The sequence below is a fragment of the Pseudomonas sp. MD330_10 genome, assembly GCF_042610415.1.
GTDB classification, from domain to species: domain Bacteria; phylum Pseudomonadota; class Gammaproteobacteria; order Pseudomonadales; family Pseudomonadaceae; genus Aquipseudomonas; species Aquipseudomonas rhodesiae.
The window spans coordinates 287,115-299,566 of sequence record NZ_JBHGZU010000002.1; the positions used below are offsets into that span (position 1 = coordinate 287,115).

Sequence of the window (12,452 nt, forward strand, 5' to 3'; positions counted from 1 at the left end):
CCAGAGCAAAAATTAGGGCGGGACACAGGCCCTGCCCTGAATTCGAATTTTCACAGGAGTAAAGGTTTAGAAAAAACTTACCAGTGCGACGAACGGTCATCGGCTCGTCAGGCCGCTTTGCTGCCAAACAAGCCGGGCAAAGCATGGGCCAGGGCGTTAATGGCGAAGCCGATAAACATCACGCCACAGAGACGGGTGATAAGGATTTCATGGCGCTGGTACAGGGTGCGCACCCGCTGAGCGCCGACCACGCCGACCAGAATCCCATAAGCCAGCAACCCGCCGATAAAACTCAACACGATCAACCACGGCAGCATCGACCAGGTCAGCAGCTCGGCACGGCTGGACAACAACGCAGTAAAGGTGGCCACCGCCACCGGGTAGGCCTTGGGGTTGGTCAAGCCGAACAGAATGCCGTGCCAGAACGGATGCCGCGCCGCGCCCTCGGGAGCATCGCTGCTGCGACGCTGGGTGCGTATCGCGCGCCAGCCCAGCCAGAACAAATACGCACCGCTGAGCACGCCCAGCACATCGAACGCGCTGCTGCCCACCTCCCGCGCACCGACGATGGCAATCAACGCAGTGCTGCACCACACCACGTCCCCCAGCAAATGCCCGCACAAAAACCCCGCCCCGGCCCGCCGTCCACGGGCGGCACCGATGCCGAACACGGCCAGTACACCGGGGCCAGGGGTAATCCCGTAGATAAAACCCGAAGCAAGCACAGCGAGCAGCAAGGAAGGGGTCATGGCGCGACTCTGATCAGTGAAGGGTGCAAGGATTTTGCACGTTCCGGCCTTACGGGTAAAACGTCATGCCGGTATAAGGCCGCGTGCGACAGGCTCGCAGGCGCGACGCCAGATCGCCGACGTGGACTTCGAGCTTATGGCCGTCCGGGTCGAGAAAAGAACGAGGCGCCCTCGCTGCGGTTATCGCGCCATTCCTGCACACCGGCGGTACGCAGACGCTCGACCAGCGCGGTGAACCCCTGAGGCTCAGCCGAGAACGCGTAATGCGTGTAGTCCGCAGCCGGCTCCGACCCGCATGAGCTGTCGAGGGACAGGCACAACCACAACCCCGGCAATGATAAATACGCGCCATTATCCCACGTGGCGTCAAGCTGAAGCCCCAGCACATCATGGTAGAAATTGACGCTGCGCGGCACGTCGGTGACGGCCAGAGTCAGGTGGTTGAAGCCAGAAAGCATGATATTTCCTCGGCGCAATAGCTTGAGCAAGATCCAACAGTGCGAGCGCAGATTATGAAACGAGCGGATCTCGACCCACCACCGCTTGTATACGCCCAATCAGCCATTGCAGCCCCGTATCCCCACCCCGCCGCGCATGCCAGGCCAGTTCGAAGGCAAACGATGGAATAGCGAACGGCGGTGGCAGAGTGAGCAATTGCCGATGATCAACGTTCTGCACGCCACGGGCGGACACCGTCAGGATCAGGTCCGTGCCCAGGATCAACTGTGGCGCCACGCCCCAGTGCGGCAGGCTGATCGCCACGTGTCGGCGCTGGCGGATCGCCCTCAGCGCCCGCTCGATTTCCGGGGTGCCGCTGCCGCGCATTTCCAGCAGCACGTGGGGGCGTGCCAGGTAAGTGGGCAGGTCGAGCGTGGCGTTGTCCGGTAGGCTGTCGCGATCGATCAGGCAGGTGTAGTGCTCATCGAACAGCGCCGTGGTGCGCAGTTCCCTAGGGATATCGGGGAACACACCGGCGGCCAGGTCGAGGTCGCCGTTGAGTATGCCGTCGACCATGCCTTCGCGGCTGGTTTGCACGATTTGCAGGTCGATACCGGGCGCTTCGCGGCGCAAAGTGCGCACCAGGCTCGGTAGGAAAATCGCCGCGCTGTAGTCCGACATCGCCACACGAAACCGGCGCTTGGCCGATGCCGGGTCAAATTGATTCGGTGCCAGCAGCGCCTGCACCTGTGCCAAGGCTTCGGCCAGCGGCGTAGCCAGCTCAAGGGCCCGGGCCGTGGGCACCAGTGTGCCGCCTTGGCGCACCAGCAACGGGTCATCCAGTACATCGCGCAAACGCGCCAGCGCATGGCTGACCGCCGGCTGGCTCAGGTGCAGGCGCTCGGCGGCGCGGGTGACGTGCTGCTCAGTGAGCAACGCGTCGAGGATCACCAGCAGATTGAGGTCGATGCGACGCAGATCATTCATCAGCTGCATGCTTATCATAAGAACTTGGAATTTAAATTTGCTTGACGAATACCCTAGAGTCCAGCGAAACCATTCAGGAGATTCGAGATGACCCCTTTGCATTGGCTTGGGCTGATAGTGCTGGCCGTGATCGCCGGCGCGGTGGTGCCATTTCAGAGCGCGATCAACGCCAACCTCGGGCGCGGCCTCGGCCACCCGCTGTGGGCCACGCTGGCCTCGCTGCTGGTGAGCATTGTGGTGCTGCTGCCGGTGATGTTGGCGCTGCGCCTGCCGTTGCCGAGCCTGGCCTTTATCACCCAGGCGCCCCTGTGGATGTGGGCCGGTGGTGCCTTTGGTGTGTGTTTTATTTCCCTGGCGCTGATGCTGCTGCCCAAATTGGGCGCGTCGGGGTTTGTCGCGCTGGCGTTGGCCGGGCAGATGCTGGCCTCGCTGATGCTCGACCACTTCGGCCTGTTCGGTCTGGCAGAGCGTCAACTGACAACGCCCCGGGTGGTCGGGGCGTTGTTGCTGATGGGGGGCGTGGCGTTGATTCAGTTCGGCGGCGCGCCAGCCAAAGCGCTGGCATCCGCGTGAACCCGCGTCAGCGCTTGTCGGACGTGCGCATTTTCTGCGGCAGGCCCCACATCAGCAACGCAGCGGCGATCAACGCACACACGCCGATCACATACAGCGCCGGCGTGGTGGTGCCGGTGATGTCCTTGATGCGACCCACCATCACCGGGCTGACGATCCCACCCAGTTGCCCCAGCGTGTTGATCAGCGCAATCCCGCCCGCCGCGCCCGCCCCGGCACCGGCCAGCAGTTTGGGCGGTAAGGTCCAGAACGTCGGGATCGAGGCAATGATGCCGGCGCCCAAAAGGCCCAACGCAATAATTAGAAACACCTGCTGATCATCGAAGATGCCCGCGCAGAAAAACCCGACCGCGCCCATGACCACCAAGCCGCTAACGAACTTGCGCCGCTCGCCGGTGGCATCCGACCAACGCCCCACCACCACCATGGTGATAGCCCCGCAGATATACGGAATGGCGGTCAGCAGACCGATCACCACCGCGCTTTCGATACCCGCGCTGCGGATCAATTGCGGCGCCCAGAAGTTGAGGCCGTAGGACGCCACCTGGATCAGGAAGTAGATCAGTGCCAACATCAGGAATCCGGGAATCCGCAAGGCTTGCAGCAGCGAGCCTTTCTTGTGCACTTCGTGCACCGCGATGCGGCTGGCCAGCAGGGTTTTCTCTTCGGCGCTGAGCCAGGGCGCGTCCTCGATGCGGTCCTTGAATTGGGTGAGTACCATCCAGGCCAGCCCCACGCACGGCAGACCGCCGAGCAGGAACAGCCAGTGCCAGCCGCGCATTTGCAGCACGCCGTCCATATGCTCCAGCACCAGGCCGGAGAACGGCGCGCCTACCAGCCCGGAAAAGGCCGAGGCGAGAAACAGCATCGAGGTGATGCGCCCACGGAAGTCCTGGGGAAACCACAAGGTCAGGTAATACAGCACGCCAGGGGCAAACCCGGCCTCCATGGCCCCGATCAGAAAGCGCAGGGCGTAGAACTGCCACTCGGCCGTGACGAACACCATGGCCGCCGTGGCCAGGCCCCAGGACACCATGATCCGCGCGATCCAGCGGCGCGCGCCGACCCGGTACAGCATCATGTTGCTCGGCACCTCGAAGATCACGTAGCCGATCACGAACAGCCCCGCGCCCAGACCGTAGGCGGTGTTACTCAGGCCCAGGTCGGCCTGCAGCTGGAACTTGGCGAAGCTGATATTGATGCGATCGAAAAAGGCGAACAGATAGCACACCATGATCAGCGGCATCAGGCGCCACGCAACCTTGTGAACCACCGCTTTGACCGGATCGACATCACCGACCGGGCGCGCGCCGGTCTCTACTGTATTGGTGCTCATTGTTTTCTCCCAGCGGATCGCTCTACGGCGTCCGATTGTTTTTGTTGTCTGGTGTAGCGTCACAACGCGGCGGTGTACGCCGGTGGTGGATGCAGGTCGCAATTACGCCCAGCCTTGACCACCTGGCCGGGCAATTCGTGACCCAGCAGCGCCGGCAAGCGCCGGGACAACTGCAACAGGTGCGGCAGGTCGATACCGGTGTGAATGCCCACTTCATCACACAGGTTGACCAAATCTTCAGTGCAGATATTGCCCGACGCCCCCGGCGCAAACGGGCAGCCGCCCAGGCCGCCGAGCGCCGCATCGAAGCGGCGCGCGCCGGCGTCATAAGCCGCCAGCACATTGCACAGGCCCAGGCCGCGGGTGTTATGAAAATGCAGGGTCAGATCCCGCGCAGAAACCCGCTGCAACACGCGTTTGACCAGGCGCGTCACCTGACGCGGGTTGGCCATGCCGGTGGTGTCGGCCAGGCTGATGCCCTGGATACCCAGCGCCTGGTATGCCTCGACAATCTGCAGCACCCGGTCTTCGTCGATCTTGCCTTCGAACGGGCATCCAAAGGTGGTGGCGATGCTGCCGTTGAGACGTACCGGATGCTCGGCGGCGAACCGCGCGACATCGGCGAACGCCGCCAAGGACGCTTCGCAGCGCATGCGCATATTGGCCAGGTTGTGGGTTTGGCTGGCGGACATCACCAGGTTCAATTCGTCGGCGCGGGATTCGATAGCACGCTGAGCCCCCTTGAGGTTGGGGATCAGCGCCACGTAGATCACCCCCGGCCGACGTTCGATGCCCTGGAACACCTGCTCGCCGTCGCGCAGCGCCGGGATGGCCTTGGGCGACACGAACGAGCCGGCTTCGATGCGGGAAAAACCGGCGAGGGACAACTGATCGATCAAGGCAATCTTATCGGCGGTCTTGACCCAGGTCGGCTCGATCTGCAGGCCATCGCGCGGCGACACTTCCTGCACGATCAACGGGTCGTCATAACGCTGGATCATTGCACCACCCCCGAAGCTCTCAAGCGTTGGATATCAGGACCACCCAAGCCCAGGTTGCCGAGGATTTCGTCGGTGTGCTGACCCAGCGCGGGCCCCTGCCAATTCACGCCGCCGGGGGTTTGCGAGAGCTTGGGCACGATGCCTGGCATCTTCACCGACACACCGCCGGGCAACTGGACATCGAGCAGCATGTCGCGGGCCTGGTAGTGCGGATCACTGACGATATCCGCCACTGAATAAATGCGACCGGCCGGCACTTCGGCAGCCTCCAGGGCGCTGAGCACGCGGTCGATGGGCTGGCTGCTGGTCCAGTGGGTGATGGCCGCGTCCAGCACGGCGCTTTGGGCGGCACGGCCGTCGTTGTGGGCAAGTTCGGGCGCGTCGGCCAGGTCGGAGCGGCCGATGGCGTGCATCAGACGCCTGTAGATCGGGTCGCTGTTGCCGGCGATCACCACGTAGGCACCGTCGGCGGTCGGGTAGGTATTGGATGGCGCGATGCCGGGCAACGCACCGCCGCTGCGCTCGCGCACATGGCCGAGCATGTCGTATTCCGGCACCAGGCTTTCCATCACGTTGAACACGCTTTCAGCCAGGGACACATCGACGATCTGCCCCTCGCCCTGGCCGGTCTTGACCCGCAGCAACGACATCAACGCGCCGATCACTCCATGCAACGAGGCCAGGGAGTCGCCGAGGCTTACCCCGACCCGCGCCGGAGGCGATTCCGGGTTGCCGGTGGTGTAGCGAATGCCGCCCATGGCCTCGCCGATGGCACCAAAGCCCGGACGATCACGGTACGGCCCGGTCTGGCCGTAGCCGGAGATGCGCACCAGGGTCAGCTTAGGGTTCAGCGCGTGCAGCACCTCCCAGCCCAGGCCGAGTTTTTCCAGGCCGCCGGGGCGCAGGTTTTCGATCAGGACGTCGGCATCGCCGAGCAGTTGCTTGATCAGGTCCAGGCCTTCACTGGACTTGAGGTCCAGGGCCAGGGATTTCTTGTTGCGCGATTGCAGGTACCACCACAGCGAAGTGCCCTCGTGCAGCTTTCGCCATTTGCGAAGCGGATCGCCCTGCCCCATGGATTCGATCTTGATCACATCGGCGCCAAATTCTGCCATCAGCCGTGCGGCAAACGGCGCTGCGATCAGCGTGCCGATCTCGATCACCTTGATTCCGCTTAGTGGAGCCGTCATCGGGAGTCCCTCTTATTCTTGGAATAGTGACCAAGGCTAGAGGACCGCCGCGGGAGAAATCCAACCGTCAGTTGGCAAGGAGCGTTCGTTAAACGCGAACGCTCAGGGATTTTTCCGTAGGACCAGGCTGTCAGGCCGCTCCAGGGAAGGCACTGAGAGACTCAGGTAGTCGAACAGTAAACGGCTGACGGGCGACAACTGTGTTTCATCACGTACGACCAGGATCAGACTGCGGTCCGACCAGGCGTCTGTCAGCGCCACGGCGTGCAGGCCCAGCGGGCGGCCGAACAGCTCATAGGCTTTGCGCGGCAGGATGCCGATGCCCATCTTGGCCTGGACCATGCGACACATCGCATCGAACCCCGGCACATGAATGCGCAGGCGCAGCATCTGGCCAGCCTCGCGCGCGGCGGCATGGGTGCGCATGTTGATCGAGCTGGCGGCGTGCAGGCCGATGTGATCGCTGCCCAGGGTGTCGGCGAACGCCAGGGCCGGCCGGGCCGCGAGCGGATGATCGGCCGGCATCAGCACCACCAGTTTGTCGTGGCGATAGGTCACGCTGGGCAGGCCCTTGGTGTCGGTGTCGCAGGAGCAGATCCCCAGGTCCGCCACCCCGTCCAGTACACCCTGCACTACGCCGTTGCTGGGGCGCTCTTCCAGATCGGTTTTGACTTCGGGATGCAGCTCGGAAAAATCCCGCAGGTCTTCGGGCAGGAACTGAATGATCGCGGACAGATTGGCCAGCATCCGCACATAACCGCGCACACCATGGCTGTGTTCGCCCAGCTCCAGGCCCATTTTTTCGACGTTGAACAGCATCCTGCGTGCATGGTGTAGCAGGGTCTCGCCGGCTGCCGTCAGCTCCATGCCTTTGGCCCGGCGCACAAACAGACTGACTCCGAGCACCTGCTCCAATTCCATCAAGCGTTTGCTGGCGGCGGACACTGCGATGGCTTCACGGGTGGCGGCACGGGTCAGCGTGCCCTCTTCGAACACCGCGACGAATAGTTGCAGGGTGATCAGGTCCAGGCGCCGCACCAGGCTCTTGTGCAACATCACACACGCTCGCTGGCCAGACGCTGGATCTGGGCCTGTTCCACCACTGCCTGCGGCGCGCCATGGCGTACCGCCGCCAGCATCCCACGCCCCACCGACTCGGTGCTCACTACCCATTCGGGTTTTATCCGACGCACCAGCGAAAGCAACGGCCCGAACAGCCTATAGAACGCCTGATACAGCGGCGTCTTGGAACGCACGCCATGCATCGGCTGAATGACCCCGGGGCGGAACAGGTAGACCGCCTTGAACGGCAAGCGCAGCAAAGCATTCTCGGTCTTGCCCTTGACCCGCGCCCACATCGACTTGCCCTTCTCGGTACTGTCGGTGCCGGCGCCGGACACGTAGATAAACGTCATCTGCGGATTGAGCCGCGCCAGGGTACTGGCGGCGACGAGGGTCAGGTCGTAAGTCAGATGGGTGTAGCGCGCTTCACTCATGCCCGCCGAAGAAACACCCAGGCAGAAGAAACACGCATCGAAGCCCTGCAACAGATTTTCCAACGGCTGGAAATCCAGCATATCGGCGTGCAACACCTGATGCAGCTTGCCATGCACCTGAGGCAGCGGCGTACGGCCAACCGCGACGACCTCCTGCACATCCGCCGCCAGCAGGCACTCGCGCAACACGCCCTGGCCGACCATGCCAGTGGCGCCAAATAACAGAACTCTCATAAGGTTTACCTTCAAAGGCCCGCCATGAACGGCATCCTGAAGACAAATACACTACCAGCTTGTGGCGTCCCCGCTGTAGCTCCACGGCCAAACAACAATAAGGAAGCTTGCCATTGAAAAGCACCACCACCCTTGCGCTCGCCTGCAGTGCCGCTTTCCTCGCCCAAGTTGGCATCAGCAGCTACTTGCCGGCGGTTCCGGCCATCGCCCTTGCTCTGCCCGCCGCCGAGGATCGAGTGGCCCTGGCGCTGGCGGTGTATTTGGTGGGCATGGCACTGCCGATGTTGCTGTGGGGCAGCCTGGGTGAGCGGTTTGGCCGTAAGCCGGTGCTGCTGGCGGCGCTCGCGCTGTATGGGTTGGCCAGCGCGACCATTCCATCAGCGTTCAACGTTGAAGTGTTTTTGACCTTGCGTCTGATTCAGGGCTTTGGCGCGGGCGGTGTATCGGTGATGGCGAGGGTTCTGGTACGGGACAGTTTCAGCGGCGCGCTTCTGGCCAAGGGGTTGTCGTGGCTGGGGATGACGTTTGTCATCGCACTGGGCATCGGCCAGTTTGCGGGATCTAGGGTGCAACTGGCGTTTGGCTGGGAGGCAATTTTCTATGGCCTAGCCATCGGCTCAGCCCTCTTGATGATGGTCTTGCAACGTGTGACGTTTCCTAAATTATTGAAAGCCGATTCCTCGCTCCCCCCATGGCGCATTTACGCCACGATTGCGCGGCACCCACCCTTCTTGCATGCCGCGCTGCTCGGCGGTTTGGGTTACGGGGTGATCATCGCGTTCAATACTTGCGCTCCGCTAATCCTGCAGGGGCATTTTCAGTGGAGCGCGGCGCAATACGGTTGGCTGGGTTGGCCGATCAGCGGGGCGTATCTGGCAGGCGCCTTGATGGTCAATCGCTTCGTGGCACGCACGGGGCGATTGACCATGATGAGTTGGGGGGTTGCGCTGGTGCTATTGGGTAGCGCCGTGATGTTGCTGGGCAGTGTGTTTGCGAGTGGGCTTGCCGTGCTGCTGTGGCTGCCGTATTGCGTGGCCGTTCTGGGCCAGTCAATGAGCTACCCCATCAGCCTGTCACTGGCCAACGATGGGGCGCCCATTAGCGGCTCGTACGCCATGGCCTTGAGTGGTTTTACCCATCAGTTGATGGCGGCCATGATCGGTGGCGTGGCGAGCCTGCTGGTCACTCAGCAGGCATCGCCTCTGGCGCTTCTGTGCGTGGCATTAGCGGGCGGCGCGTGGATCTGCGTCGCCCGTTGCAAGGCAGATCAAAACGCGCTGCGAAAGATCTCCTCAATCTGACGCTGATCGGCCCGGCGTGGGTTGGTCAGCCCGCAGGCGTCCTTAAGTGCGTTGGTGGCCAGCAGGGGAATGTCCTGCAACTTGGCGCCCAGTTCGCGCAGGCCGGCGGGGATTTCCACGTCGTGGGCCAGGCTGCGGATGGCGGCGATGGCGATTTGGGCGCCCTCTTCATCGCTGACGCCTTGGGTATCGGCGCCCAGGGCGCGGCCGACGTCGCTCAGGCGTTTGGCGCTGACGCTGGCGTTGAAGCTTTGTACGTGAGGCAGCAATACCGCGTTGCACACGCCGTGGGGCAGATCGTAGAAACCGCCCAACTGGTGCGCCATGGCGTGCACGAAGCCCAGGGACGCGTTGTTGAAGGCCATGCCGGCGAGGAACTGCGCGTAGGCCATGTTCTCCCGCGCAACTTTGTCGCTGCCGTCACGTACGGCCAGGCGCAGGTTGGCGCTGATCAGTTCAATGGCCTTGATCGCGCAAGCGTCGGTGATCGGCGTGGCGGCGGTGGACACGTAGGCTTCGATGGCGTGGGTCAGGGCGTCCATGCCGGTGGCGGCAGTGAGGCCCTTGGGCATGCCGACCATCAGCGACGGGTCATTGACCGACAGCAGCGGAGTAACGTTACGGTCGACAATGGCCATTTTCACGTGGCGGGTTTCGTCGGTGATGATGCAGAACCGGGTCATTTCGCTGGCGGTGCCGGCGGTGGTGTTGATGGCCACCAGCGGCAGTTGCGGTTTGCTGGATCGGTCGACACCTTCGTAGTCGCCGATATGCCCACCGTTGGTGGCGCACAGTGCAATGCCCTTGGCGCAGTCATGGGGCGAGCCGCCGCCCAGGGACACCACAAAGTCGCAAGCGCTACGCTGCAACAGTGCCAGGCCTTTCTCGACGTTTTCCACATTGGGGTTGGGTTTGGCGCCGTCGTAGATCACCGAGTCGATGTCCTGCATCGCCAGTTTCTCGGCGATCATCGCGGCCACGCCGGCCTTGGCAAGCCCGGCGTCGGTGACGATCAGGGCCTTGCGAAAACCATAGTTGCGAATGGCATTCATGGCTTCGTCGAGGCAATCGGTGCCCATGATGTTGACGGCGGGAATAAAGAAAGTGCTGCTCATGGCGAATCCTCGGATGACGTTATAGGTACAGCATCAACCTCAGCCGCCTGGCGCACCTTGATCAAGATCAACGCCGGCTCGTGATAAAGTCACCGCCCAGCCGATTTCGAGTAGACCCGCCGCAATGAAGGATTTCCAGGATATTGACGCCCACCTTGAAGACTGGAGCGCGCTGCGTAGCACCCACGACTTCAGCGCGATACTGATCGGCAACGGCGCCAGCCGGGCGATCTGGGAAGACTTTGCCTACGACTCACTGTTCGAAAACGCCCGCACCGTCGAAGAAAAACCCTTGAGCGCCTCCGAACTCAGTGTGTTCGATGCGTTACAGACCCGCAGCTTCGAGCAAGCCCTGGGCGCGTTAAAAACCACCAGCCGGGTCAACAAAGCGCTGGCAGTCAGCTCAGCCGCGCCACGCAATCGCTATTACGCGATCAAGGAAGCGCTGATCAATACCATCCACGCCGTGCATATCCCATGGCGCCTGGTGCAGCCCTCGACCCTGGCGGCGATCAATGGCGAGCTGGCCCGCTACACCACGGTGTTCACCAGCAATTACGACTTGCTCAACTATTGGGCCATCCTGCACGCCCCGGGCATCGATGACCTGTTTCGCGGCACCGAAGCTTGCTTCGACCTGGGCAATACCCGCACCGACGCCACGCGTATCCTCTACCTGCACGGCGGTCTGCACCTGGTGCGCAACCTCGACGGCACCGCGCGCAAACTGCCGAGTACCGACAGCACCCTGCTCAGCAGTTTCGCGATCAACAACACCCTCAAGACCCTGGACGATGTGCCGCTGTTCGTCAGCGAAGGCAGCGTTCAGGAGAAGCTCAAGACCATCCGCAGTTCGGATTACCTGTCGTACTGTTACGCGCAACTGCTCAACCATCAGGGTGCGTTGTGCGTCTTCGGCCACGAGCTGGGCACGCAGGACAGCCACCTGGTGGACGCGATTCGCCACGCTCGCCCCAGCACATTGGCGATCTCGGTGTCGGGGCGCAGTGAGGGGTTCATTCGTCAGCAGAAGCGCCGGTATTCGCAGTTGTTCGACGGCACTGGAGTCGCGCTGAAGTTCTTTGCGGCGCGCACCCATGCATTGGGTAACTCGGCGTTGTCGGTCCCCGTGGAGACATAGATATCCTAAAGCGGCTCTATAGCGCTGTGGTGAACGGGCTTGCCTCGCGCAGGGCAAGCCTGCTCACCACTAAAACCGCATTTTTCAGGTGATGTTTTCACCGAAGAGATGTAGATACCCATGCCTCCGATAGCGGCGTATCAGTTACCAATGAGCTGGCTGAAACAGGTCTCTACACTCATCTCAAAGGCTGATGCGTAACGCTGTGGTGAGCAGGCTTGCCCTGCGCTGGGCTGTGGAGCAGCCCCACTCCAGACAACGTGGTTACCTGGCAGGCGCTTGGCTTGGGAGCCATTTCGCGGTCCAGCGCGGGACAAACCTGCTTACTGCAAGAACCTCACTCATCAGTACTGTGAACCACCACCAACAGCTGCGCCTGCACCGGCCCCACCGAGCGGATGCGGTGCGGCTTCTGCGCGTTGAAGTGCAGCGCATCGCCGCGCTCAAGGGTCACGCGTTCGGTCATGAAATCCACTTCCACCTGGCCTTCGTGCACGAACAGAAACTCTTCCCCCACGTGTTCCTTGAAGGTCTTGTCGGAGAACTCCGCGGGCGGGTAGATGATAAAGGGCAACAGGCTGCGTTCGCTGACCTGGTGGGCAAGCACGGCATAGCCCGGTGACGTGTCGGGGCGCTCATGGCTGCGCACCAGGCTGTAGCTGTCGAGACTTGCGCGTTCCTCGCTGAACAACTCCTCGACGTTCACGTTGAGGGCCTTGGCCAATTTCAGCGCGGCGGCGATGGACGGCGTGTTGAGCCCGCGTTCCACCTTGGACAGGTAACTTTTGGTCATCCCGGACTTTTCCGCCAGGGTCTCCAACGTAACGCCAAGTTTTTTTCTCAATAATTTCAAACGGATAGACATGCGCTGCGATTAATCCATGCAGGAAA

Annotated in this window: 12 protein-coding genes and 1 pseudogene; 3 read left to right on the top strand and 10 right to left on the bottom strand. The window is 62.3% G+C overall.

Features of this window, described 5'->3' with window-relative positions; genetic code table 11:
* Positions 1 to 107: 107 nt before the first annotated feature.
* The 3 genes and pseudogenes from ACFZPT_RS04425 to ACFZPT_RS04435 form a co-directional block, all read right to left on the bottom strand.
* Entirely contained in the window at positions 108 to 749 is a 642-nt protein-coding gene (locus tag ACFZPT_RS04425; RefSeq protein WP_040267566.1) for a LysE family translocator, read from the bottom strand.
* A 49-nt stretch (positions 750 to 798) separates the two neighbouring features.
* Positions 799 to 1,207, bottom strand: a pseudogene (gene fos / locus ACFZPT_RS04430) (fosfomycin resistance glutathione transferase).
* Positions 1,208 to 1,259: 52 nt separating this feature from the next.
* On the bottom strand, positions 1,260 to 2,183 hold the full coding sequence (locus tag ACFZPT_RS04435; RefSeq protein ID WP_376753341.1) for a LysR substrate-binding domain-containing protein: 924 nt from the start codon (positions 2,181 to 2,183) through the stop codon (positions 1,260 to 1,262).
* Between the two features lie 78 nt (positions 2,184 to 2,261).
* On the opposite strand from ACFZPT_RS04435, the gene ACFZPT_RS04440 reads away from it, so the two are divergent.
* The gene (locus ACFZPT_RS04440; protein ID WP_040267561.1) at positions 2,262 to 2,747 is read left to right on the top strand and encodes a DMT family transporter; all 486 of its coding nucleotides are present in this window, start codon (positions 2,262 to 2,264) and stop codon (positions 2,745 to 2,747) included.
* 7 nt (positions 2,748 to 2,754) lie between these two features.
* On the opposite strand, the gene ACFZPT_RS04445 is transcribed toward ACFZPT_RS04440, so the two are convergent.
* The 5 genes from ACFZPT_RS04445 to ACFZPT_RS04465 form a co-directional block, all read right to left on the bottom strand.
* Positions 2,755 to 4,083 (bottom strand): MFS transporter, encoded by a 1,329-nt coding sequence (locus ACFZPT_RS04445; protein ID WP_099312647.1) that lies wholly within the window; start codon positions 4,081 to 4,083, stop codon positions 2,755 to 2,757.
* A 59-nt stretch (positions 4,084 to 4,142) separates the two neighbouring features.
* Complete coding sequence (locus tag ACFZPT_RS04450; protein WP_034096359.1) at positions 4,143 to 5,084, bottom strand: hydroxymethylglutaryl-CoA lyase; 942 nt, start codon at positions 5,082 to 5,084, stop codon at positions 4,143 to 4,145.
* Positions 5,081 to 6,274: a CaiB/BaiF CoA-transferase family protein gene (locus tag ACFZPT_RS04455; protein ID WP_099312649.1), complete on the bottom strand. Its 1,194-nt coding sequence runs from the start codon at positions 6,272 to 6,274 to the stop codon at positions 5,081 to 5,083. Before ACFZPT_RS04455 ends, ACFZPT_RS04450 begins: the two co-directional genes overlap by 4 nt.
* A 102-nt stretch (positions 6,275 to 6,376) precedes the next feature.
* Positions 6,377 to 7,330 (bottom strand): LysR family transcriptional regulator, encoded by a 954-nt coding sequence (locus ACFZPT_RS04460; RefSeq protein ID WP_034096357.1) that lies wholly within the window; start codon positions 7,328 to 7,330, stop codon positions 6,377 to 6,379.
* The gene (locus ACFZPT_RS04465; protein ID WP_040267559.1) at positions 7,330 to 8,004 is read right to left on the bottom strand and encodes an NAD(P)H-binding protein; all 675 of its coding nucleotides are present in this window, start codon (positions 8,002 to 8,004) and stop codon (positions 7,330 to 7,332) included. The genes ACFZPT_RS04460 and ACFZPT_RS04465 overlap by 1 nt, the downstream gene beginning before the upstream one ends.
* A gap of 113 nt (positions 8,005 to 8,117) precedes the next feature.
* On the opposite strand from ACFZPT_RS04465, the gene ACFZPT_RS04470 reads away from it, so the two are divergent.
* Positions 8,118 to 9,305, top strand: a complete 1,188-nt coding sequence (locus ACFZPT_RS04470) for an MFS transporter (protein WP_034096355.1) — start codon at positions 8,118 to 8,120, stop codon at positions 9,303 to 9,305.
* On the opposite strand, the gene yiaY is transcribed toward ACFZPT_RS04470, so the two are convergent.
* Complete coding sequence (yiaY, locus tag ACFZPT_RS04475) at positions 9,272 to 10,420, bottom strand: L-threonine dehydrogenase (protein WP_099312651.1); 1,149 nt, start codon at positions 10,418 to 10,420, stop codon at positions 9,272 to 9,274. The two genes, ACFZPT_RS04470 and yiaY, sit on opposite strands and share 34 nt — an antisense overlap.
* 124 nt (positions 10,421 to 10,544) lie before the next feature.
* Between yiaY and ACFZPT_RS04480 the strand changes: the two genes are divergently transcribed.
* A complete protein-coding gene (locus ACFZPT_RS04480) occupies positions 10,545 to 11,561 on the top strand; it encodes a DUF4917 family protein (protein WP_099312653.1) in 1,017 nt (338 codons plus the stop codon).
* A 337-nt stretch (positions 11,562 to 11,898) separates the two neighbouring features.
* Here the strand turns inward: ACFZPT_RS04480 and ACFZPT_RS04485 are convergent, their stop codons facing one another.
* A complete protein-coding gene (locus tag ACFZPT_RS04485; RefSeq protein ID WP_034112362.1) occupies positions 11,899 to 12,426 on the bottom strand; it encodes a helix-turn-helix domain-containing protein in 528 nt (175 codons plus the stop codon).
* Positions 12,427 to 12,452: the final 26 nt, after the last annotated feature.

Bases quoted from the DNA above. Each gene is read 5' to 3' on its own strand.
- ACFZPT_RS04435 (WP_376753341.1), bottom strand. From the start codon at position 2,183: ATGCAGCTGATGAATGATCTGCGTCGCATCGACCTCAATCTGCTGGTG.
- ACFZPT_RS04450 (WP_034096359.1), bottom strand. From the start codon at position 5,084: ATGATCCAGCGTTATGACGACCCGTTGATCGTGCAGGAAGTGTCGCCG.
- ACFZPT_RS04455 (WP_099312649.1), bottom strand. From the start codon at position 6,274: ATGACGGCTCCACTAAGCGGAATCAAGGTGATCGAGATCGGCACGCTG.
- ACFZPT_RS04425 (WP_040267566.1), bottom strand. From the start codon at position 749: ATGACCCCTTCCTTGCTGCTCGCTGTGCTTGCTTCGGGTTTTATCTAC.
- ACFZPT_RS04465 (WP_040267559.1), bottom strand. From the start codon at position 8,004: ATGAGAGTTCTGTTATTTGGCGCCACTGGCATGGTCGGCCAGGGCGTG.
- ACFZPT_RS04440 (WP_040267561.1), top strand. From the start codon at position 2,262: ATGACCCCTTTGCATTGGCTTGGGCTGATAGTGCTGGCCGTGATCGCC.
- ACFZPT_RS04485 (WP_034112362.1), bottom strand. From the start codon at position 12,426: ATGTCTATCCGTTTGAAATTATTGAGAAAAAAACTTGGCGTTACGTTG.
- yiaY (WP_099312651.1), bottom strand. From the start codon at position 10,420: ATGAGCAGCACTTTCTTTATTCCCGCCGTCAACATCATGGGCACCGAT.
- ACFZPT_RS04480 (WP_099312653.1), top strand. From the start codon at position 10,545: ATGAAGGATTTCCAGGATATTGACGCCCACCTTGAAGACTGGAGCGCG.
- ACFZPT_RS04445 (WP_099312647.1), bottom strand. From the start codon at position 4,083: ATGAGCACCAATACAGTAGAGACCGGCGCGCGCCCGGTCGGTGATGTC.
- ACFZPT_RS04460 (WP_034096357.1), bottom strand. From the start codon at position 7,330: ATGTTGCACAAGAGCCTGGTGCGGCGCCTGGACCTGATCACCCTGCAA.